Genomic DNA, 22,458 nt, shown 5'->3' with positions numbered 1-22,458 from the left:
CCGATGTCGTGGACCCTGTTGGTAGTGGCCGGCGTTCTCGAGATCGCCTTCGCCTTCGGCATGAAGTGGTCGGCCGGCTTCACCCGGTTCTGGCCCAGCGTTTATGCGGTAGTGACCGGGCTGTCCAGCATCGTGCTGCTGACGCTGTCGCTGCGCGTGCTGCCGGTGGGAACGGCTTATGCGGTCTGGACCGGCATCGGGGCTGCCGGCACCGCAATGCTGGGCATGTTGTGGCTCGGCGAGCCGGTATCGCCGGCGCGCGCCGGCTGCATCGCGCTGATCCTGTGCGGCGTAGCAGGACTCAAGCTGGTCTCCGGGCCAGCCGCCTGAAAACGCGTTCGCATGAATACGGCCCGCACCATGCGGGCCGTTTCACGGCGCTGGGTACGAAGACGTCAATCCGGCACCTTCTCCAGATCCGCCAGCCACACCACCGACTCCGAATCACTGGGCGCGCGCCAGTCGCCGCGTGGCGACAGCGAGCCGCCCGACCCCACCTTGGGCGCATTCGGCACGCACGAGCGCTTGAACTGGCTGGTGCGGAAGAAGCGGTCCAGGAAGATCGCCAGGTTGCGCTTGATGTCGGGCAGGCCGTACTGGTTGCGCACCACGTGCGGGCCGTTGGGCCAGATGCCGCGCTCGCGGTCGCCCCAGGCATGCTGCGCCAGGAAGGCGATCTTGGACGGGGCAAAGCCGAAGCGCAGCGTGTAGTAGAGGTTGAAGTCCTGCAGCTCGTACGGGCCGATGGTGCTCTCGGTCTTCTGCTCGGGGCCGTGGTTGCTGTCTCCGGGAATCAGCTCCGGGCTGATATCGGTGTCGAGCACGGCCAGCAGCACGTCCGAGCCGCCCTCGCCCACCTGTCCGGTCTCGGCGACCCAGCGCACCAGGTGCGAGATCAGCGTCTTGGGCACGCTGGCGTTGACGTTGTAGTGCGACATGTGGTCGCCCACGCCATAGGTGCACCAGCCCAGCGCCAGCTCGCTCAGGTCGCCGGTGCCGATCACGATGGCATGATGGAAGTTGGCCAGCCGGAACAGGTGGTTGGTGCGCTCGCCCGCCTGCACGTTCTCGAAGGTCACGTCGTAGACCTTCTCGCCGGCGGCATAGGGGTGGCCCAGGTCCTTCAGCATCGCCAGGCACGACGGCCGGATATCGATCTCGGTCGCGCTGCAGCCCACCACCTGCATCAGCTGGCGCGCCTGCTGCAGCGTGCGCCCGCTGGTGGCAAAGCCGGGCATGGTGTAGGCAAGGATATTGGCACGCGGCAGGCCCAGCCGGTCCATCGCCTTGGCGCACACCAGCAGCGCGTGGGTGGAATCGAGCCCGCCCGAGACGCCGATCACCACCTTGCTGATCTTGCTCGCCGACAGCCGCTGCACCAGGGCCTGCACCTGGATGTTGTAGACCTCCATGCAGCGTTCGTCGCGCTGGCGCGGATCGGCCGGCACGTACGGGAAGCGCGCCACGTTGCGCTCCAGCGGCAGCGACTTATCCAGCGTCAGGTCGAGCGGGAAGCGGACCACGCGGAACTGGTCTACCTCGGCCTTGTGCCGCCGCACCGAGTGGCCGAAGGTCACCTGGTGCATGCGCTCGCGCGACAGCCGCTCGACGTCGATATCGGCGAACAGCAGGTGCGAGGTGTCGGCAAAGCGCTCGGACTCGGCCAGCAGCTCGCCGTTCTCGCAGATCAGCGCCTGGCCGTCCCAGGCCAGGTCGGTGGACGACTCGCCCTTGCCGGCCGAGGTGTACAGGTAGGCCGCCAGGCAGCGCGCCGACTGCTGCGACACCAGCTGGTGCCGGTAGCCCGACTTGCCCACCACGATATTCGATGCCGACAGGTTGACCAGCACGGTGGCCCCGGCCAGCGCCGCGAACGAGGACGGCGGGATCGGCACCCATACGTCCTCGCAGATTTCGGCGTGGAAGCGGAAGTCGGGGATGTCTTCAATGTCGAACAGCAGGCCGGCGCCGAACGGCACCTCCTGGCCCAGCAGCTGGATCGACGTGACCGCGGCGTTGTCGGCCGCGCTGAACTGCCGGGCCTCGTAGAACTCCCAGTAGTTGGGCAGGTAGGTCTTGGGCACCACGCCCTGGATGCGCCCGCGCGCCACCACCACGGCGCAGTTGAACAGCTGGTGCTCGACCCGCAGCGGCATGCCCACCACCAGCGCCGCCGGCAGCTTGCGCGAGGCCTCGACGATGGTGGCCAGCGCCGCCTGGCAGGCATCCAGCAGCGCGCGCTGGTGGAACAGGTCGTCGCAGGTGTAGGCCGACAGTCCTAGTTCCGGGAACGCTACCAGCACGGCGCCGCGCTGCGCCGCCTGCGTCGCCAGGGCAATGGTTTCGTTGGCGTTGAAGGCCGGGTCGGCCACGCGGCAGACCGGCACGCCCACCGCGACGCGCGCAAAGCCGTGCGAATACAGGTTGAAAAACAGGTTTTTCATATCGGGCCTTGGTGTTGGGAGTGGTGCGGCGGCCCGTTGGACCAGCCGCAATCGTGCGGGTCGCCCGGTGCATCCGTGGATGCCTGGGAAAGCACTATTGACCAGGATGCTCCATTTTACGACGCCGGCCCCGGAGCGGGGTTTCCGGTAGACTCGACCGGTCCACAGAGGGAACTGGTGCAATGCAGTCTGAATCATGCGTGCCCGGACAGGGCCAGCCGGCACGGCAAACGCGCAGCGAAGCGGGCGATGCCGCCCCGGAATACCGTACCGAGATCGTCTCCGACCTGGGCCAGGTCGATGCCGCGGCCTGGGACGCCCTGGTGGCCCGCCACGCCGACGCCACGCCCTTCCTCAAGCATGCCTTCCTGCACGCGCTGCACGCCAGCGGCAGCGCCTGCCCGGACACCGGATGGCATCCGCGCTACCTGACATTATGGGCGCCGCCCGCGGCCGGCCGCCCGCAACGGCTGGCCGCCGCCATGCCGCTGTATGCCAAGGCGCATTCCTATGGCGAGTATGTCTTCGACTGGGCCTGGGCCGACGCCTACGCGCGCAACGGCATCGAGTACTACCCCAAGTGGCTGGCGGCGATTCCGTTCACGCCGGTGCGCGGCGCGCGGCTGCTGGCCGAAGACGCCGAGGCGCGCCGGCTGCTGCTGCAGATGGCGCTGGCGCTCGCCGCCGACAGCCAGATGTCGTCACTGCACATCCTGTTTCCGGACGAGGCCGAGGCCGCGCTGATGGCGCAGGCCGGCATGCTGATACGGCACGGCGTGCAGTTCCACTGGACCAATGACGGCTACGGCAGCTTCGACGACTTTCTCGCCACGCTGTCGCAGAAGAAGCGCAAGAACATCCGCGCCGAGCGCCGCCAGGTGGCCCAGGCCGGCATCACCTTGCGCCGCCTGCGCGGCGCGGAGATCGACGACGAGGCCTGGCAGTTCTTCAACCGCTGCTATCGCCAGACCTACCGCGAGCACCATTCCACGCCTTACCTGAACCTGGATTTCTTCCGCCGCATCGGCGCCGCCATGCCGCAGCACCTGCTGCTGGTGATCGCCGAGCGCGCGGGCCAGCCCATCGCCAGCTCGCTGCTGGTCTATGACGCGGCGCCCGAAGTCAGCACGCTCTACGGACGCTACTGGGGCGCGCTGGAATACCACCCGTGCCTGCATTTCGAGACCGCTTACTACCAGCCGCTCGAGTTCTGCATCGAACACGGCATCGGCACCTTCGAGGGCGGCGCGCAGGGCGAGCACAAGATGGCGCGCGGCTTCCTGCCGGTGGCCACGCGCTCGGCCCACTGGCTGGCGCACCCGGCCTTTGCCGATGCCGTCGAGCGCTTCCTGGCGCGCGAGCGCCAGGGCATCGACGCCTACCTGGACGAGCTGGGCGAGCGCAACCCGTTCGCGCGCGCCTGACGCTTATGTGCCGGCGCTCAGCGCCACATGCGCCGCAGCGTGTCGTCGCCCAGCATGTAGTGATGGAACAGCGATGCCATCGCATGCAGGCCGATGACCAGGTAGAACGCGGTGCCGAGGGTTTCGTGCAGGTCCTTGACGCCGTCCTTCAGCGCCGGGTCGGCCGCGACCAGCGCGGGCACTTCGATCCCCAGAGCCGGCAGCGCCAGCAGGTGGCCGCCGGCATTCATCGCCAGCAGGCCCAGAAGCGGCTGGGCCAGGATGAACAGGTACAGCACCCAGTGCATGGCCGCACCGGCCAGCTGCATCCAGCGCGCGCCCGGCTCCGGCGCGGGCGCGCCGCGCAGCAGGCGCCACAGCAGGCGCGGCAGCGCCAGCACCAGCACCAGCGCGCCGGCCCATTCATGCACGGCCATGGCCAGCGCGCGCGGCGGCGTGCCCCTGGCGAAGCTGCCCTTCAGCTCGATCGCGGCATAGGCGAGTGCCACCAGCACGAACACCGCCCAATGGAGGGACACCGCCAGCCGGTCATAGCGGCGCGCCGACGGCAGGGCCTGCGGCGATACCTGGATTTCGGTCACGGGTTGCATGGGGACTCCTGTTGTCAATACCCGCCTAGCGTAGCGCGCACCACGCGGCCGGGTGCTAACGCGCATCAAGCGCGCGGCAATAAAAAACCCCGCCGGAGCGGGGCTGATTCAGCGGCGGTTCAGCTTACTTCTTGTAGTTCGCCACGCCGTCGGTGATTTCCTTGTGGGCTTCCTCGATGCCGGCCCAGCCTTCGACCTTGACCCACTTGCCGGCTTCCAGTGCCTTGTAGTACTCAAAGAAGTGCTTGATCTGGTCCAGCAGGTTCTGCGGCACGTCGGACAGGCCCTTCATGTAGGCAGTAGCCGGCGACAGCTTGTCGACCGGAACCGCCACCAGCTTGGCGTCGACGCCGGACTCGTCGGTCATCTTCAGCATGCCGAGTGCGCGGCAGCGCACCACCGCGCCGGCCAGGATCGGGAACGGCGACAGCACCAGCACGTCCACCGGGTCGCCGTCGCCCGACAGCGTCTGCGGAATGTAGCCGTAGTTGGCCGGATAGCGCATGCCGGTGCCGATGAAGCGGTCGACGAACAGCAGGCCGGTTTCCTTGTCGGCCTCGTACTTCACCGGATCGCTCTGGGCCGAGATCTCGATGATGACGTTGAAATCGTTGGGGATGTCCTTGCCCGGGGATACGAGGTTGAAGCTCATGCGGTTCTCCAGATGCCTGCGCTGTGTTGTCGGATGGCGGGCATTATAGCGGCTCGCGCCTGACCGGTTGCTGACAAGCCGTCGCCCGTCCTGGCTTCGCTGGCCCGCTGCAACGCGTTGCAGCGACGCCGGCGTCGGCGATAATGGCGCATTCTTCAGCCGACACTGAATAGCCGCAGCCCTGATGCTGCCCCGGAGCCACCCATGCACGCCCAGCACTTCGTCGCCAACCGCCTGATCGCGCCCGACAACGGCCTGCGCATCAAGGTCTTCGATCCCTCCAACGGCGAGCCCTTCGCCGAGATCGCGCGCGGCAACGCCACCGATATCAATGTCGCCGTCCACGCGGCGCGCCAGGCCGCCGACGGCGCCTGGGGCCAGATGGCCCCGGCCGAGCGGGTGCGCCTGCTCAACCGCGTCGCCGTGGCGCTGATCGCCCACGAGGAAGAACTGGCCGCGCTCGAGGCCCGCGACACCGGCAAGCCGCTGCGCCAGGCGCGCGCCGACGCCCGCGCGGTGGCGCGCTACTTCGAGTTCTACGCCGGCGCGGTCGACAAGCTGCACGGCCAGACCATTCCCTACAACCCGGGCTATACCGTGCTGACGGTGCGCGAGCCGCACGGCGTGACCGGCCATATCATCCCGTGGAACTACCCGCTGCAGATCTTCGGGCGCAGCGTCGGCGCGGCGCTGGCCGCCGGCAACGCCTGCGTGGTCAAGCCGGCCGAGGACGCCTGCCTGTCGCTGCTGCGCGTGGCCGAGATCGCCGCCGAGGCCGGCCTGCCCGAAGGCGCGCTCAACCTCATCACCGGCTACGGCCACGAGGCCGGCGCCGCGCTGGCGCGCCACCCCGGCATCAACCACATCTCGTTCACCGGCTCGCCGCAGACCGGCAAGCTGGTGTCGCAGCTGGCCGCCGAGAACCATGTGCCGGTGACGCTGGAACTGGGCGGCAAGTCGCCGCAGATCGTGTTTGCCGATGCCGACCTCGACGCGCTGGTGCCGGTGGTGGTCAACGGCATCGTGCAGAACGCCGGCCAGACCTGCTCGGCCGGCAGCCGCCTGCTGGTCGAGCGTCCGGTCTACGACATGCTGCTGGACCGGCTCGCGTCGGTATTCGAATCGCTGCGCGTGGGCCCGTCCGAGCTGGACCTGGAATGCGGCCCGCTGATCAGCCGAAAGCAGCAGCAGCGCGTGTGGGACTTCGTCTCGGACGCGCAGCACGCCGGCGTGGCGGTGATGGCGCAGGGCCAGATCGTGGCCGAGGCGCCCGAGGCCGGCTACTACCAGGTGCCGATGCTGTTCCGCGACGTGCCGCCCGCGCACCGGCTGGCGCAGGAAGAGGTGTTCGGCCCGCTGCTGGCGGCGATGCCGTTCGACACCGAGGCCGAAGCCATCGCGCTGGCCAACGGCACGCCGTACGGGCTGGTCGCCGGGCTCTGGACCCGCGACGGCGGGCGCCAGCTGCGCCTGGCGCACAAGCTGCGCGCGGGCCAGGTCTTTATCAACAACTACGGCGCCGGCGGCGGCGTGGAGTTGCCCTTCGGCGGCAGCGGCCAGTCCGGCTACGGCCGCGAAAAGGGCTTCGAGGCCCTGTACGGATTCACCACCCTGAAAACCATCGCCATTCAACATGGGTAACATCAATTTCCTGTCGGTCGCCTTTGCCATCTTCTTTTTCTGGATGGCCTGGCATGTCCGCAACAAGCGCGCCACCAATCCTTCGGGCATGCCGCGGCTGCAAGTGTTCAAGCGCAAGTGGGGCGACGTGGTCGGCGACCGCGTGCACTGGTGCCTGTACGTGGCGCTGCCGTTTTTGCTGGCGCTGATGATGGTGGCCAACGCGCTGCGCGGGCGGGGGCCGTTTTCGCATTGAGGGAACAAGGCGCGATCATCGATAGCGCCTGAGCGTGCCGACGCCCGTTGCGAACGCTCCCCTCTCCCGCGGGCGGGAGCGGGGAGCAAGCCGACAGCACTTGAACGTCCGTAGCAATACCAAAGAACCACAACACCAGGAGACAAGCCATGAGACTGGCCAACAAGGTAGCGATCGTCACCGGCGGCGGTTCCGGCTTCGGCGAAGGCATTGCCCATACCTTTGCGCGCGAAGGCGCCAACGTGGTGGTAGCCGACCTGCGCGAGGATGCCGCCGAGCGTGTCGCCGCGGCGATCCGCGACGCCGGCGGGCGCGCCCGCGCGGTGCGCGCCGATGTCTCGCGCGAAGCCGATACCGAGGCCATGCGCGACGCCGCGCTGGCTGTCTTCGGCGACGTGCATATCGTCGTCAACAACGCCGGCACCACCCATCGCAACAAGCCGATCCTGGAGATCACCGAAGACGAGTTCGACCGCGTCTATGCCGTCAACGTCAAGAGCATCTACTGGTCGGCGCGCGCCTTTATCCCGCATTTCCGCCAGCGCGGTGGCGGCGTGTTCGTCAACATCGCCTCCACCGCCGGTATCCGGCCGCGTCCGGGCCTGGTCTGGTACAACGGCAGCAAGGGTGCGGTGATCACCGCCAGCAAGGCCATGGCCGCGGAGCTGGGCCCGGACAATATCCGCGTCAACTGCGTCAACCCGGTGATCGGCGCCACCGCGCTGCTCGAAGAATTCATGGGCATGCCCGACACGCCCGCGAACCGCGCGAAGTTCCTCGCCACCATCCCGATGGGGCGCATGTCGACGCCGCAGGACGTGGCCAACGCCTGCCTCTACCTGGCCTCGGACGAAGCCGCCTTCATCACGGGCACCTGCATCGAAGTGGACGGCGGCCGCTGCGTCTAAGGCGCGCGCCCTGGCCTGCTTGCCCAGTCGTACGGTAGCTGTAAGAACGCGTCACACAGAAACGCCAATTCCTCAGGAGACAGCATGACAACGACCGCAGTGAACCCCGGCGTCAGCGACGCCGCCTTTGAAGACGCCACCTACCGCAAGGTCAGCTGGCGCCTGGTGCCCTTCCTGCTGCTGTGCTACGTGGTGGCCTACCTGGACCGCGTCAACGTGGGCTTCGCCAAGCTGCAGATGCTGAACGACCTGCAGTTCAGCGAGACCGTCTACGGCCTGGGCGCCGGCATCTTCTTCATCGGCTACTTCCTGTTCGAAGTGCCGAGCAACGTGATCCTGCACAAGGTGGGCGCGCGCGTCTGGATCGCGCGCATCATGATCACCTGGGGCGCGATCTCGGCGGCGATGATGTTCGTCACCACGCCGACCATGTTCTACGTGCTGCGCTTCCTGCTTGGCATTGCCGAGGCCGGCTTCTTTCCCGGCATCATCCTGTACCTGACCTACTGGTACCCGGCCAACCGGCGCGGGCGCACCACTACCTTCTTCATGACCGCGATCGCGCTGTCGGGCGTGATCGGCGGGCCGCTGTCGGGCTGGATCATGCAGTCGTTCGACGGCCACAACGGCTGGTCGGGCTGGCAGTGGATGTTCCTGCTGGAAGGCATTCCGTCGATCCTGGTGGGGCTGTGGGTGCTGGCCTACCTGGATGACCGCATCGCCCACGCCAAATGGCTGTCGGCCGAGGAAAAGGCACTGCTGGAGCGCAATATCGCCAGCGAGAACGCGCACAAGGAAGACCCGCCGATCCGCACCGTGCTGTCCAGCCCGCGCGTGTGGCTGATGAGCGCGATCTACTTCTGCTTCGTCATGGGCCTGTACGGCGTCAGCTTCTGGCTGCCGACCATCATCAAGCAGACCGGCGTCAAGGGCGCGCTCGATATCGGGCTGCTGACCGCCATCCCCTATGGCTGCGCGGTGATCGGCATGGTGCTGGTGGCCTACAGCGCCGACCGCAGCGGCGAGCGCCGCTGGCATATCGCAGTGCCGGCGCTGGCCGGCGCTGTCGGGCTGCTGCTGTCGGTGCAATGGCACGGCGACACCACGCTGGCGATGGTGGCGCTGACGCTGGCGACGATCGGCATCCTGACCACGCTGCCGCTGTTCTGGAGCCTGCCCACGGCGTTCCTGGCCGGCACCGGCGCGGCCGCGGGCATTGCGCTGATCAATTCGCTGGGCAACCTTGCCGGCTTTCTCAGCCCCTATGCGGTGGGCTGGCTCAAGGACCTGACCCGCAGCACGGATTCCGGCATGTACCTGCTGGCCGGGTGCCTGGTGGTGGGCGCGGCGCTGACGCTGTCGGTGCCCAAGCGACTGGTGAGCCGGCAGTGAAGTCGCGCGCGCGCCGCTTGCCGGCGCGAATGCGCCGTCGGCTGACGCGGATGTAGGACCACGCCCGGCAGTGTCGCCTATTCCTGGGCCCTAGCATGGAAAAGAGACACCCGGAGTGATCCCGACGGGGTCCTCCGGGGCATCTGATTCCCAAGCTTGCCAAGGAGGCCACGATGCCGCAACTGCTTCCGTTTGCCCCTACCCGTTCGCTGAAAGTCATCGAAGCGCGCCTGGCGCGCCGCTCGCGCGTGAAGCGCCTGGTGCTCGCGCTCAGCGCCGGTGTGGTCGCGCTGCTGGCACTGGTGCCCGCCGCCAGCCATGCGCAGGCACCCGTGGTCGATGCCAGCCCCGTGCCGGCAACGCCGGCCGCGCCAGCGACTACTGCACCGGCCCCTGCGCCAGGCACCATGGCACCGACGCCGGGCGCCACCGCGCCGCCCGCCACCACTGTGCCGCCGGCCGCCACCGTGCCGCCCTCCACCACCGTGCCGCCAGCGGCCACCATGCCGCCTGCCACCCAGCCCGCGCCCGGCATAGCGGCGCCGGCCACGGCAGCGCCGCCGCCGACCGCTTCACCGATGCCCGCGCCCACCGGCACGCCGCCGGCAATGCCCGCACCGCCGCCCGTGGCAGCCCCGGGGCAACCCCGGCCGCCTTTGACGGTACCGCCCCCGCCGCCGCCGCGTGACGCGATGGTGCAGCGCCAGGCCGGCCCGGTGGCTTATATCTGCGGCGGCGTGGCCGAGGACGAGCAGGTGGCGCTGCAGTCGCAGGCGCGCAAGTACAACATGAGCCTGCTGTTCACGCAGGGCGCGCGCGGCGAATATCTGTCGGATGTCGACGTCAAGCTGATGCGCGGCGGCAAGGAAGTCGCCAGCTTTGTCGCCGACGGCCCGCGCTGCCTGCTGAAGGCGCCGTCGGGCACCTACAACGTACGCGCGACGTACCAGGGCCGGACCAAGACCATGACGGTCAGCACCAACAGCAAGAATGCGCAGATGCGGTGGTAGTGGTGCAGAGGTACGGCTGAGGCGAAGCGCCTTTGCGCTATGACTGACGGCTTGGGGTACTCCCTCTCTCGCTTGCGGGAGAGGGAGCAAACAAGCGGGAGTGCGATAGTGTGCGGCAACAAAAAACCGCGAGCTTAGCCCCCCTGCCCGTCCCCCAGCATCTGCGCCACCGACCCCGCCGTGCCCGCCGCCCGCTCACCCAGCAAGCGGTGCAGCGTCCCCAGCAGTTCATCCTCGTTGTACGGCTTGCCCAGGTACACGTTGACGCCGATTTCCTCCGCATAGCGACGGTGCTTGTCGGCGGTGCGCGAGGTGATCATCACCAGCGGCAGGTGCGCGGTGCGCGCGTCGGAGCGCACGTTGCGGGTCAGGTCGAAGCCGTCCATGTGCGGCATCTCGATATCGACCAGCATCGCATCCGGCATCACGTCCTGCAGCTGCTTGAGCGCATCGACGCCGTCGCGCGCCAGCACCACGTGGTAGCCGGCGCGGCCCAGCAGGCGCTGGGTGGCCTTGCGCACGGTCAGCGAATCGTCCACCACCATCACGGTAGGCTGCGCCGCCAGCCCAGCCACGGGTTCGGCGGTGCCGTCGCCCGCCAGTTCCGCGACCGCGCCCGGTTGCGCGGCCACGGCCTGCCGTTGCTGCGATGGCGCCAGCGGCGGATCGAGCGGCAGCGACCGGCCGCGCTCGCGTATGAAGCGCTGTGCCAGCACCACCGGGTTGTAGATCAGCACGATCTCGCCATCGCCGAGCGTGGTGGCGCCGGCGATGCCCTCCAGCCGCGCCAGGTGCGGGCCGATGTGCTTGACCACCACTTCGCGGTTGCCGACCACGTCGTCGACATGCACGGCAACGCGCTCGGCGCCGCTGCGCACCAGCACCACCGGCGAGTACTTGCGCCCCGCGGGCGCGGCCTCGCCCTGTTCCAGCAGCGCGCCGAAGTAGAAGAACGGCACTTCGGCGCCAGCCACGGCCAGGCGGCCGTGGTTGTACGCGTCGAGCAGCGCCGGCGCGCGCAGTTGCTGCACCTGGTCGATCATGCCGCTGGGCACCGCATAGCGGCGCGCGCCCAGCGCGATCACCAGCACCTGCGTGATGGCCGTGGTCAGCGGCAGGTGCACGGTGAAGGTGGTGCCCTGCCCCGGCTGCGATGCCAGCGTGATACGCCCGCCGAGCGCCACGGTCTCGGCGCGCACCACGTCCATGCCCACGCCGCGGCCGGCCAGTTCGGACACCGCTTCCGCGGTGGAAAAGCCGGGGGTGAAAATCATCTCGGTCAGGCGCGCCTCGCTGGCGTCGTCGTCCGGCGCCAGCAGCCGGCGTTCGACCGCGCGGGCGCGGATGCGCGCCAGGTCCAGCCCACCGCCGTCGTCGATGAAATGCAGCACCACCTCGTTGCCTTCCTGCTGCACCTCCAGCGTGAGCGCGCCGGTGGCGGGCTTGCCCGCGGCCCGGCGCTGCGCGGCGGTCTCGATGCCGTGCGCCACCGCGTTGCGGATCAGGTGCTCGATCGGGCCGGCCATGCGGTCCAGCACCGAGCGGTCGATCTCCACCGTGCCGCCCTTGATCAGCAGCCGCACTTCCTTGCCGGTCTCGGCCGCGGCCTGCCGCGCCACGCGGTAGAGCCGCTCGGCCAGCGCGTCGAACTGCACCATGCGCGCCTGCATCAGCCCGCGCTGCAGCCCGCGCGTCAGCCGCGCCTGCGCGGCCAGGTCGCCGGCGGCGCGGTCGAAGCCGCGCTGCAGGTTCTGCTCGACGGTGGCGACGTCGTTGACCGACTCGGCCATCATCCGCGTCAGTTCCTGGAAGCGCGTGAAGCGGTCGAACTCGAGCGGATCGAATTCCTGCTTGTGCTGCGCATCGGCAATGCGCGACGCCATCTGCGATTCGGCCTGGATCTCGATTTCGCGCAGCTGGCCGCGCAAGCGCGCGACGTTGTCGTTCAGTTCGCCCAGGTAGGCGCGCATCGCCTCCAGCTCGCTGTCCAGGCGCGCGCGCGTGGCGCCGACCTCGCCGGCCTCGTTGATCAGCGTGTCGAGCGCGCGCGCCTGCACGCGCACCAGCGCGCGCTGCGGCTCGGCCGATGCCAACGGTGCGAGCGGAGCCAGCGGGGCGGCCGGCGGCATCGGCACCATCACGTCGGACGGCCCGGGCACCGCGGGCAGGTCGGGCGCGGGGGCCTCTGCGGCGGCATCGCCGGAACCTTCGGCGGCTTCAGGCTGCGCCGTGGCGGCGTCGGCCGCCTGCGCGGGATCGGCCAGGCCGTTGACCACATCGGCATCGTCGGCCGGCAGCAGGCGGCCGGCCTGCAAGGCCTCGGCATGCGCCAGGATGCGGTCGTACCAGGCGTAGAGCCGCTCGAACACCTTCGGCGCAACCGGCTGGCGCCCCTGCCCGCGCAGCGTGCTGTCGAGCAGTGTCTCCATCTCGTGCGCGGCCTGCCCCAGCGCCATCGCGCCGGCCATGCGCGCGCTGCCCTTGAGCGTATGCAGCGCGCGCAGCACCAGCCCGCCATGGCGCGCGTCGTCGGGCGCGGCTTCCCAGCCGCGCAACAGCTTGCCCAGTTCGGGCAGCGAGCCCTGTGCCTCTTCCAGGAAGATCTGCACCAGTGCCGGGTCGGGGGCGGTGCCGGTGTCGGCGGCCGGCGCCTCGGGCGCGCGCGGCACCGTCGGCAGCGCGATCACCACCGCATCATGCGCGGTGCCAAGCGGCACGGCAGGGGCTTCGGCGGCTGCGCCCGCGTCGGCCGCGGGCGGCTGCGGGCCAAATGCTTGCGTTGCGTCATCCGACTCGGCCGGCGGCGGCGCGGGCAGCGCCACGCGCGGCCGCAGCAGCGCGCGCTCGCCGAACTCGACCAGGCTGCGGCGCAACGCGGCATCGGCCTGCGGCCAGATGCCGGCGGCAAACTGGTGCAGCATGCCGCGCATGCGCTCGGCGGCCTGCTCCAGCAGGCGGAAATCGCCCGCGTGCATCGCCACCGGATGCGCGCCCAGCTGCAGCAGCAACGCTTCCAGCGCCTCGGCGATCTCGCGCACCGGCTCCAGGCCAACGGTCGATGCGCTGCCCTGCAGCGTGTGGGCGACGCGCAGCGCCAGCTCGCTCGGGCACGGGTGGGCTTCATGCCGCCATTCGGAGATATCGGTGGCGAACTGTCGCAGCAGGCCGTCGGCCTCCTGCAAATAGACGTTGTACAGCGCCAGGCCGATGCGCACCGGGCCGATGACCTTGTAATGGTCGTCCTCGTCCGACAGGCCACCGGCCAGGCGGAACGGGATCACGTTGTCGTCGGGCGTGCCGGTGTCGGCGGGGGCGTCGGTATCGGCGTCGGTATCGGCGTCGGTATCGGCGTCGGTATCGGCGTCGGTATCGGCGTCGGTATCGGCCTCGGTTGCGGCGTCGGTTGCGGCTGCGTCCGGATGCTCGTTCGGCGCCTCGCCGCCAGCCACGTCAGGCGCGGCCTGCGCCATGTCCGCGGCGGTGCCGGCATCGCGCACCGCCTCGGCGGCGGCAACCAGCGGCGCGATGTCGTGCCATGCCGCGGCATCGCCGTGCAGCCGCGCCACCCACGCCGAGAGTTCGGCATGCGCGCGGCGCAGCAGCGCCAGCAGCGCCGGCGCGGGCTCGCGCGCCTCGGCCAGCCACAGGTTCATCACCTGCTCCACCGCCCATGCCGCCTCGCCATAACGATGCAGGCCGACCATGCGGCTGGAGCCCTTCAGCGTATGGAACGCGCGCCGCAGCCGGCTGAGCATGTCGGCATCGCGCAGCGCCTCGACGCCGGCGCCAAGGTCGCCGGCGATGCCGCCCAGCACCTCGTCGGCCTCGTTGAGGAAGATGTCGAGCAGCTCGGCATCGATGGCGGCGTGGTCGCCGGCCGCGGGCATGGACGGCGTGGCCGCGACGACCGGCACCGGCGCCGGCTCCGCCGGCATCGCGGCGAGCGCCATCACCATGCGCGCGCCGGCGTCGTCGCTGCCGGCAAGCCAGGCGTTGCACTGCGTGACGGCATCGGCGGCCAGGCGGCGCAGCGCGGCGTCGTCGTCGATCGCGGCCTGGTCGGAGAGCGCTTGCAGCGCGGCACGCAGCCGCTGCACCGCCGGCGCGTCGGAAACGGCGCCGGCTCGCAGGGCCTCGTCGGCGGCGGCGCGCGCCGCGTCGAGCGGATCCTGCGGCGCATGCGCGTCGCCCGCGGCAGCGACATCCGGCAATGCCTCGGCGTGGCGGGCACGGCCGAATTCGAGCGCATCGGCGAACGCATGGACCACGCCCAGTTCCGCCGCCACCGTGCGCAGCAGCGCCGCGCGCGCGCCGGCGTCGGCAAGCTCGCCCTCCTCGGCAAGCGTTGTCTTGACGGCCTCCACGGCAGCGCTGGCCTGTGCGGCATCGCCGGCCAGCACGTCCGGCAGCGCCGGCGACGCCTGCAGCTGCGCCAGCGTGCCCGCCAGCGCGGCGAAGGCCTGGCGCGCGTCGCGCAGGTGCGCGGCGCCGTCGGGGCGCGCCGCATTGCGGTCATAGCTGTCGAGCCAGGATTCGCCGCTGTCGAGTTGCGCGCGCAGTTGCGCCACGGCTTCGCTGCGCTGCACCTGGGCGCGCGCCTCGTCGACCATGCGCGCCAGCCAGGCCGGCGCGGCGGCGACAGGGTCCGCCAGGCAGGCGGCCAGCGCGTCGCACTGCGCGGCAAAGTGTGCCGCGGCCGGATGGGCGGACCGTCCGTGCACGCGCCACGGCAGCGCCAGCGCCCGCGACAGGAACAGCGCGATGCCGGCGGCGCCGAGCGCGTCGCCGCAGCCCCGCTCGCGCCCCGGCATGGCGGCCTGCGCCAGGCAACGCTGCAGCGCCGGCTGCGCCAGCGGCTGCGCGGCCTCGGCCAGCGCGGCCAGCGCGATCTCCCACGCGGACTGGTCCGCGGCGGCGGCGCGTTCGAGCCCGGCCGCGGCCTGCTGCAGGTTGCGCGTGTCGATCGGATCGAGCCAGCCGTAGTAGCGCAGCCGGAAATCGGCACGGGCCTGCGCGTGGGCGGCCTCGACGCGGAATGCCGCCAGCGTGCGCACGATGTCGGCGCGCAGCGCCGCCGCGTCGTCATTGCCGCCCTCGGCCAGCCCGGTGCAAACCAGCAGGAACACCGCGTCGTTCAGCAGCGCCTGCGGCACGCGCACATGGCCCTGCTGGTACTGGCGCAGCAGCAGGTTGGCGCGGCCGGCAAAGCGCTTGGCCAGCAGGTCCGACGGCAGCAGGCCCAGCGCCAGCGCGCGGCACACCAGCCCGAGCACGTGCCAGACGCCGCGGTCGGGATGGTCGGCGGCACGGCGCGCTTCCTGCTCGTTGGCACGCAGTTCATCCAGCGCCGCGTGCAGCGGCAGCCAGGCTTCGCGCAGCAGCGCCGCGTCGGCGCATGGCGTCGGCAGGCGCAGCGCCTTGAGCAGCGCCGACTCGAACTGCTGGCGCGCGCGCGTGACCGCGGCCGGCCCCTTCGGCGGCAGCAGCATGCCGGGCAGCATCTGCAGCTCGTCGAGCCACAGGTCAGCCGGATGCACGCGTTCCTCGCCCAGCCGGGCGAGCACGGCGGCATAGGGCTGGAACAGGCGCAGCGGGGCCTCGTCGTCGCCTGCCATCAGGTCGTCGACATATTCGGCCAGCGCCTGCACGCCGGCGCGGAATACCTCCAGCGCCTCGGGGCCGGCGGCAACGGTGCCGGCATCGATGGCATCGAGCAGGCGGCGCAGCGCCTGGCAATACGGGTCGGTCCCGCGCAGCCCGACGATATGCACGGCGCCGGCGGCCTGGTGCAGATGCTGGCCGGCCAGGCGCAGCGAGGTGGTATCGCGCGCGCCCAGCGCCTCGGGCGCCTGGCGCACTTCATCGACATAGTGGCCCAGCTCCGCGGCGGCGTCTTCGAGCGCGCTGCGCAGGCTGGGCGCCAGCCACGCCAGGCCGGACAGGTCACGCGCGGCACCGCCGTCGGGCGACGGCTGCGCGCTGGCCGGCAACGGTGCGGGTTCGGGTTCAGGCAAGGCGTCGGGGCCGGCCGGCATGCCGGCTGCGGCCGCGTCGCGCGGGATCGGGGAATTCAGGGACATGACGGCTTCCAGTGCGGCGCCGGCACGGCAGCCGCAGTCCGCCCGCCGCGACGGGCGGCGGGCGCGGAGTTGGCATAAGGCGCGGGGCCGCGGTGCGCGGAAGCGGTCGCAGGCGTCATCCGGCCACTCAGGCGATCTTGAAGCGCGACACCGAGTTGCGCAGCTCCTCGCTCAGCAGCGTCAGCTGGCGCACCGACTGCGCGGTCTGGCGCGTGCCGGTGGTGGTCTGCTCTGTGACCTGCAGGATGCGTTCGATATGGCGCGCCACGGTGGTGGCCAGGTCGGCCTCGTGCGAGGTGGACTGCGAGATCTGCTCGATCAGCTCGGCGAGCTGGCGCGACACGCGCCCGATCTCGACCAGCGCGGCACCGGCGTGGTCCGACAGCCGCGCGCCCTCGACTACGCCCTGGGTGCTGCGCTCCATCGCGTGCACCGCGTCCTGGGTATCGGTCTGGATGGTGCGGATCAGCGCGCCGATCTGCTTGGTGGCCTCGCCGGAGCGTTCGGCCAGCCGCTGCACTTCTTCCGCCACCACCGAGAAGCCGCGTCCGGCCTCGCCCGCCGACGCCGCCTGGATGGCCGCGTTGAGCGCCAGCACGTTGGTCTGCTCGGTAATGTCCGAGATCAGCTCGACGATTTCACCGATCTCCTGCGACGACTCGCCCAGCCGCTTGATCCGCTTGGAGGTTTCCTGGATCTGCTCGCGGATGTCGTTCATGCCGGCAATCGCGTTCTGCACCGCGTGCTGGCCCTGTTCCGCGGCGGACAGCGAGGCGCGCGCCACGTTGGCGGACTCGGCCGCGCCGCGCGATACCTGCGTGATGCGGTCGGCCATCTCCACCACCGACTCGCCGGTCTGGCGGATCTGGCGCGACTGCTCTTCGGTGGTCGACACCAGCTGGGTCGAGGTGGCCTGCACCTGTCCCGAGGCCTGCGTCACCTCGCCGGCGGTCTGCTGCACCCGGCCGACCAGCTCGCGCAGTTCTTCCACGGTGTAGTTGACCGAGTCGGCGATCGCGCCGGTGATGTCCTCGGTCACGGTGGCCTGGCGCGTGAGGTCGCCGTCGGCGATGTCCTGCAGCTCGTTCATCAGCTGCAGAATCGCCCTCTGGGTGTTGTCGTTGTTGCGCTTTTCGTCGAGCCGGCGGGCCTCGGCCTCGCGCTCGCGCGCCTCGGCTTCGAGCGTGCGCATGCGCGAATCGCGCAGGTACAGCGCGGCCAGGCCGACCAGGCACAGCAGCGTCAGCGCCGCCGACACCACGGTCGCGCCCAGGGTCACCGGGCGGCTTCGCGCCGACTCCGCGTAGGCGCGCTGCAGCGCCGACAGTTCGGCGCGCAGCGCCTCGTTGTCGTTGAAGATCTGCTGCTGCGCGCGCTTGGCGGCGATCAGGCCGGGCAGGTTCTGCAGGATGGTCTGGGTGGTCTTCTGCACCGCCTCGAAGCGCTGCGACAGCTGCTGCAGGTAGCCGCGTGTCTCTTCGTCGGCGGCGGCCGACAGCCGCAGCGCCTCGCTGCCGTTGAGCAGGCCGTCCAGGGTCTCGCGGAAGGTGTTGGTGTCCTTGCCCAGCAGGAAGGCGGTCTCCGGGTTGACGCCTTCGCCGGCCAGGAACTCGTTCAGGTTCTTGCCCAGGCGCTGGGTCAGCATCACCAGCTGCGCCGAGGCCGCCACCTCGCGCGCGTTGGCGCCGGACTGCAGCTTGATCGCGGCCACCTGTTCGGCGGACTCGAGCAGCTCGGGGTTGGAGGCGTTGAAGATCTGCAGGGTCTGGCCGATGGTGGTCAGCACGGGCTGCTGCGCCAGCACGTCGGCGGCGCTTTTCTCGGAGCGCGCCCATGACTGCATGGCTGCCTGCAGCAGCGGTTCGGCCGCGCCGGTGGTGGCGCGCACGCGCTTTTCGTCGCTGCCCTGCTGCAGCGCCCTCAGGTCGCCCGAGAGCGCATCCCGGGACTGGCGCAGCTGGGTGAAGGCCTGCGCATTGCCCAGCAGCGCGACCGGCACCGCCTTGCCCAGGCGCTGCGAGTGCATCAGCATGTCGCCGGCCACTTCGATCTGCGCGGCGGCATTGTTGGCGATGCGGTTATCCAGGTACACCGAGCCCAGCAGCGCCACCAGCGACACCACCACGCCCACGGTCAGCAGCCGCTGCTGCGACGCGAACGGCATGCGGCCGAGCCAGCGGCCGAGGTGCTCCAGCGGGGTCGCGCCCAGCCCCGCGGCGGCGGGCGGCACGGGCGCGGGTTCCGGTCCCGCGGCATAGGCCACGCCCGGCTCGTCCGGCCCACCCGCAAGGCTGGTGGCGGCGTCGGCTGCCGGCGTGCGCCGGCCCAGGCTGAATCTGTTGAAACCCATGGCACCCTCTTCCGTTTTATCGTTGTCATGCCCGGCGGCTCGTGCCGGGTGCGGCAGGCAGTGGCCTGCGCGTCGTCTTTTTGTCTGTGCCTGGCGCTACCGGCCCGCGCGCGTCAGGCGGCGGCCTTGCCCGCTTGCAGGAAAGCCGGCGCGTCCAGCAGCGCGCGCACGTCCAGCACCTGCCAGTCGCGTCCCTCGCGGTCGGCATAGCGCTGGCCTTCCCATGCCGGCGCCGCGCCGGTGCCGCAGGCCGCGGCGTCGCCGTGCGGCAAAGCCAGGTCAGCCGCATGGCGCAGCCCGGCCACGCGCGTGGCCAGGATCGCGCAGGCGCGTTCCGCGTCGCGCGACAGCACCACGATCTTGCTGCCCGGCTGCAGGGGCGTTGGCGCGCCGCCGCAGAACAGGCTGAAATCGATCACCCCCAGCAGGCTGCCGCGCGCATTGACCAGGCCGCTGTACCACGGCTGCGTCAGCGGCACCGGGCTGGGCTGGCGCATGTCCAGCACCTCGCCGGCATCGGCCAGCGGCACCAGCCAGTGGCGGGCACCCACCTGCAGCGCCAGGTAGCTGTCGGCGGCCGGCAGGCTGCGCGCCTCGCGCAGGCGCCGGGCCAGCATGGCCTGGTAGTCCTGCAGGCGGGTATGGCGGGCGCGGAGGTCTTGGCGTGGCGCGTTCATGGCGGTCCCCGGAACAGGTGGCAGTGGCGTGCCGTGCGGCCGGCGCGGGCGGCTCAGTGCGCCAGCGCGGCGATCTTGCCCAGCAGCTCTTCGCCGTCGACGGGCTTGACGATGTAGTCCGACGCGCCCTGGCGCATGCCCCAGATGCGGTCGGTGTCCAGGCCCTTGCTGGTGCACATGATCACGGGGATGTCCTTGAAGCGGTCGTCGCGCTTGATCGCGCGGGTGGCCTGGTAGCCGTTCTGGCCGGGCATCACCACGTCCATCAGGATCAGGTCGAAGGCTTCGGCCTGCAGCCGGGCGAAGGCCTGCTCGCTGTTGCTGGCGACCGCGACCTTGAAGCCGCGCTTGCCCAGCAGGTCGGACATGAACAGGGCTTCGGTCGGGGAGTCGTCGACGATCAGGATCTTGTGAATGGCGGTCATGAGGTTTTCCTTCGATTCGTACACGGCGCGCCTGCGGCTCAGGCGGGCAACGCCTCGCCCGCGGGCTGGCATGGCAGGCAGGCCTGCACGGCCTGCAGCAGCGCGTCGCGGGTGAATGGCTTGGCAAGGTGGTCATGCGCGCCGACCAGGCGGCCGCGCGAGCGGTCGAACACGCCGTCGCGCGAGGACAGCATGATCACGGGAATGGCGTGGAAACGCGGACTCTTCTTGATCAGCGAACAGGTCTGGTAGCCGTCCAGCCGGGGCATCAGGATGTCGCAGAAGACCAGGTCGGGATGCAGCTCGCCCACCTTGGCCAGCGCCTCGAAGCCATCCTCGGCCAGCATCACCTGGTACCCGGCCTGCGCCAGGAAGATTTCCGCGGTACGGCGGATGGTGCTGGAATCGTCGATCACCAGCACCTTGCGGCGCGGCTGCGGAGCGATCCCGGGCGTCAGGTCCGGCTTGATGTCCGGCGCGGTACCCGGAACAGGAACGCCAGGCGCCAGACCCTGGGCGCCGGCGGTATTGACCCGCTGGTTTTCTTCTAGATGAGCGACCCGCATGTTGTTCCCGCGACCAGCAGCTCCTGGCGGAGCGCCGGCAAGCACCAGAGAACACCCGTGCGGAGCAGCGCGACCCATGCGCGCCCCGACGGACCCCCGAAATTCTTTTTATTTCCCTTCCAAGGCCGGGCTGAGCCCGGCAGCGGCGATGCGTGATCCCCGCATCTGCCCGCCGTCCTCCCCGCCGCGGGCGGAGGGACAGCCAGTCATTTTTGCAACAGAGTGTGACAAGACGCCGGGGGGCCGTCAATCCGGTGCGGCCAGCCCCCGGCGGCGTTCTGTCGTATCGGCGCGACGGGCGCGCCGGCCGTATCGTTGTTCTTCTGGATAGTGGCCGCTCAGATCGCGACCATCTCGAAATCTTCCTTGCGCGCGCCGCATTCCGGGCAGGTCCAGTTGATCGGCACGTCTTCCCAGCGGGTGCCGGGGGCGATGCCGTCTTCCGGCGCGCCTGCGGCTTCGTCGTAGATCCAGCCGCAGATCAGGCACATCCAAGTCTTGTATTCCATAACAGGCTCTGGCCACTCTCCATTAAAATCCAGCGCAGATGGTACCGAAACCGTGCCGCCGGCGCCAGCCGCGCGAGGGCCGGAATCGGGCCAGTTCCGCCGTGTTCGCACCCGTTAGCGCCTTGTTAGCGCACGATTGGCGGGCAATTGCAGCGAACTTCCGCTGTTTTTGCCGCATGTCAACGCCAGGCCCGGAGGCCGGCCGAGCACGATCCCTGCAGTCCTGTCCTCACCTCAACGCCATGTCCCGTAATCAGCAGCTTTTCGACCGCGCCCAGCAGACCATTCCCGGGGGCGTCAATTCGCCCGTGCGCGCCTTCCGTTCGGTAGGCGGCACGCCGCGCTTCATCACGCGCGCCGAGGGCCCGTTCATGTGGGACGCGGACGGCCAGCGCTATATCGACTACATCGGCTCGTGGGGCCCGATGATCGTCGGCCATGCCCATCCGGAGGTGGTGCGCGCGGTCCAGGAAACCGCCGCCCACAGCTTCTCGTTCGGCGCCCCGACCGAGGCCGAGATCACCATGGCCGAGGAAATCTGCAAGCTGGTGCCGTCGATCGAGCAGGTGCGGCTGGTCTCTTCGGGAACTGAAGCCACCATGAGCGCGCTGCGCCTGGCGCGCGGCTTCACCGGCCGCGACCTGATCATCAAGTTCGAAGGCTGCTACCACGGCCACGCCGACAGCCTGCTGGTCAAGGCCGGCTCCGGCCTGCTGACCTTTGCCGACACCACCCGCAACGCGCCGTCGTCGGCCGGCGTGCCGGCCGACGTGACGCGCCACACCATGGTGCTGGAGTACAACAACGTCGAGCAGCTGGAACAGGCCTTCGCCAAGCATGCGGGCGAGATCGCCGCGGTGATCGTCGAGCCGGTGGCCGGCAACATGAACCTGGTGCGCGCCAGCGACGCCTTCCTCCAGGCGATGCGCGAACTGTGCACCCGCGACGGCGCGGTGCTGATCTTCGACGAAGTCATGACCGGCTTCCGCGTGGCGCTGGGCGGCGCGCAGGCGCACTACGGCATCCGCCCCGACATGACCTGCCTGGGCAAGGTCATCGGTGGCGGCATGCCGGCGGCGGCCTTCGGCGGACGGCGCGACATCATGGCCAGCCTGGCGCCGCTGGGCGGCGTGTACCAGGCCGGCACGCTGTCGGGCAACCCGCTGGCGGTCGCGGCGGGCCTGACCACGCTCAAGCTGATCCAGGCGCCCGGTTTCTATGACCGCCTGGCTGCGCAGACCCGCAAGCTGGCCGACGGCCTGGCCGAAGCGGCCCGGGCGGCGGGCGTGCCGTTCGCCGCGGACGCGGTCGGCGGCATGTTCGGGCTTTACTTCCGCGACGGCGTGCCCGGCAGCTTCGCCGAAGTCACGCAGAGCGACACCACGCGCTTCAACCGCTTCTTCCATGCCATGCTGGAGCACGGCGTCTACCTGGCGCCGTCGGCGTTCGAAGCCGGCTTTGTCTCCGCGCAGCACGACGACGCCATCCTGGACGCCACCTTCGACGCCGCGCGCAAGGCCTTCGCGGCGGCCTGAGCCCACGCGGGCCGCCCGGC

The 22,458-nt window shown here is 70.3% G+C and carries 17 protein-coding genes; 8 read left to right on the top strand and 9 right to left on the bottom strand.

Translation table 11 applies throughout. The features are described 5' to 3' along the window. Nucleotides 1-3: 3 nt before the first annotated feature. The gene (locus tag FHX60_RS16835; RefSeq protein WP_112773573.1) at nucleotides 4-330 is read left to right on the top strand and encodes a DMT family transporter; all 327 of its coding nucleotides are present in this window, start codon (nucleotides 4-6) and stop codon (nucleotides 328-330) included. A gap of 65 nt (nucleotides 331-395) precedes the next feature. Here the strand turns inward: FHX60_RS16835 and FHX60_RS16830 are convergent, their stop codons facing one another. Next, entirely contained in the window at nucleotides 396-2,444 is a 2,049-nt protein-coding gene (locus FHX60_RS16830; RefSeq protein ID WP_183283979.1) for an NAD(+) synthase, read from the bottom strand. Between the two features lie 182 nt (nucleotides 2,445-2,626). Between FHX60_RS16830 and FHX60_RS16825 the strand changes: the two genes are divergently transcribed. Then, nucleotides 2,627-3,868, top strand: a complete 1,242-nt coding sequence (locus FHX60_RS16825; RefSeq protein ID WP_183283978.1) for a GNAT family N-acetyltransferase — start codon at nucleotides 2,627-2,629, stop codon at nucleotides 3,866-3,868. 17 nt (nucleotides 3,869-3,885) lie between these two features. On the opposite strand, the gene FHX60_RS16820 is transcribed toward FHX60_RS16825, so the two are convergent. After that, nucleotides 3,886-4,458, bottom strand: a complete 573-nt coding sequence (locus tag FHX60_RS16820; protein ID WP_183283977.1) for a cytochrome b — start codon at nucleotides 4,456-4,458, stop codon at nucleotides 3,886-3,888. A gap of 124 nt (nucleotides 4,459-4,582) precedes the next feature. Further along, nucleotides 4,583-5,110 (bottom strand): inorganic diphosphatase, encoded by a 528-nt coding sequence (gene ppa / locus FHX60_RS16815; RefSeq protein ID WP_183283976.1) that lies wholly within the window; start codon nucleotides 5,108-5,110, stop codon nucleotides 4,583-4,585. A 204-nt stretch (nucleotides 5,111-5,314) separates the two neighbouring features. Between ppa and FHX60_RS16810 the strand changes: the two genes are divergently transcribed. The 5 genes from FHX60_RS16810 to FHX60_RS16790 all read left to right on the top strand — a co-directional run bounded on the left by FHX60_RS16810 (nucleotide 5,315) and on the right by FHX60_RS16790 (nucleotide 10,296). Next, complete coding sequence (locus FHX60_RS16810) at nucleotides 5,315-6,751, top strand: aldehyde dehydrogenase family protein (RefSeq protein ID WP_183283975.1); 1,437 nt, start codon at nucleotides 5,315-5,317, stop codon at nucleotides 6,749-6,751. Continuing rightward, the gene (locus FHX60_RS16805; RefSeq protein ID WP_010813008.1) at nucleotides 6,744-6,986 is read left to right on the top strand and encodes a hypothetical protein; all 243 of its coding nucleotides are present in this window, start codon (nucleotides 6,744-6,746) and stop codon (nucleotides 6,984-6,986) included. The genes FHX60_RS16810 and FHX60_RS16805 overlap by 8 nt, the downstream gene beginning before the upstream one ends. A gap of 149 nt (nucleotides 6,987-7,135) precedes the next feature. Continuing rightward, entirely contained in the window at nucleotides 7,136-7,894 is a 759-nt protein-coding gene (locus FHX60_RS16800; RefSeq protein WP_183283974.1) for an SDR family oxidoreductase, read from the top strand. Nucleotides 7,895-7,978: 84 nt separating this feature from the next. After that, complete coding sequence (locus FHX60_RS16795) at nucleotides 7,979-9,286, top strand: MFS transporter (RefSeq protein WP_112773579.1); 1,308 nt, start codon at nucleotides 7,979-7,981, stop codon at nucleotides 9,284-9,286. Between the two features lie 173 nt (nucleotides 9,287-9,459). Beyond that, on the top strand, nucleotides 9,460-10,296 hold the full coding sequence (locus FHX60_RS16790) for a hypothetical protein (protein WP_183283973.1): 837 nt from the start codon (nucleotides 9,460-9,462) through the stop codon (nucleotides 10,294-10,296). Nucleotides 10,297-10,430: 134 nt separating this feature from the next. Here FHX60_RS16790 and FHX60_RS16785 read toward each other — a convergent pair whose 3' ends face one another. The 6 genes from FHX60_RS16785 to FHX60_RS16760 all read right to left on the bottom strand — a co-directional run bounded on the left by FHX60_RS16785 (nucleotide 10,431) and on the right by FHX60_RS16760 (nucleotide 20,903). Then, nucleotides 10,431-16,376 (bottom strand): hybrid sensor histidine kinase/response regulator, encoded by a 5,946-nt coding sequence (locus tag FHX60_RS16785; protein ID WP_183283972.1) that lies wholly within the window; start codon nucleotides 16,374-16,376, stop codon nucleotides 10,431-10,433. Between the two features lie 127 nt (nucleotides 16,377-16,503). Further along, a complete protein-coding gene (locus FHX60_RS16780) occupies nucleotides 16,504-18,726 on the bottom strand; it encodes a methyl-accepting chemotaxis protein (protein ID WP_112773582.1) in 2,223 nt (740 codons plus the stop codon). A gap of 113 nt (nucleotides 18,727-18,839) precedes the next feature. Then, on the bottom strand, nucleotides 18,840-19,403 hold the full coding sequence (locus FHX60_RS16775; protein ID WP_183283971.1) for a chemotaxis protein CheW: 564 nt from the start codon (nucleotides 19,401-19,403) through the stop codon (nucleotides 18,840-18,842). A 53-nt stretch (nucleotides 19,404-19,456) separates the two neighbouring features. Further along, nucleotides 19,457-19,828 carry a response regulator gene (locus tag FHX60_RS16770; RefSeq protein ID WP_012352035.1) on the bottom strand — a complete coding sequence of 124 codons (372 nt, stop codon included), beginning with the start codon at nucleotides 19,826-19,828 and terminating at the stop codon, nucleotides 19,457-19,459. A 38-nt stretch (nucleotides 19,829-19,866) separates the two neighbouring features. Continuing rightward, nucleotides 19,867-20,394 (bottom strand): response regulator, encoded by a 528-nt coding sequence (locus FHX60_RS16765; RefSeq protein WP_092308098.1) that lies wholly within the window; start codon nucleotides 20,392-20,394, stop codon nucleotides 19,867-19,869. Nucleotides 20,395-20,732: 338 nt separating this feature from the next. Further along, nucleotides 20,733-20,903, bottom strand: a complete 171-nt coding sequence (locus tag FHX60_RS16760) for a rubredoxin (RefSeq protein WP_010813017.1) — start codon at nucleotides 20,901-20,903, stop codon at nucleotides 20,733-20,735. A gap of 242 nt (nucleotides 20,904-21,145) precedes the next feature. On the opposite strand from FHX60_RS16760, the gene hemL reads away from it, so the two are divergent. Continuing rightward, the gene (gene hemL, locus FHX60_RS16755) at nucleotides 21,146-22,438 is read left to right on the top strand and encodes a glutamate-1-semialdehyde 2,1-aminomutase (RefSeq protein WP_112773584.1); all 1,293 of its coding nucleotides are present in this window, start codon (nucleotides 21,146-21,148) and stop codon (nucleotides 22,436-22,438) included. The last annotated feature ends 20 nt before the right edge of the window (nucleotides 22,439-22,458 follow it).

The sequence above is a fragment of the Cupriavidus alkaliphilus genome (genome assembly GCF_014191175.1).
GTDB lineage: Bacteria > Pseudomonadota > Gammaproteobacteria > Burkholderiales > Burkholderiaceae > Cupriavidus > Cupriavidus alkaliphilus.
Note: the sequence above shows the minus strand (reverse complement) of the source record. Positions and strands in the feature narration are given on the sequence as shown.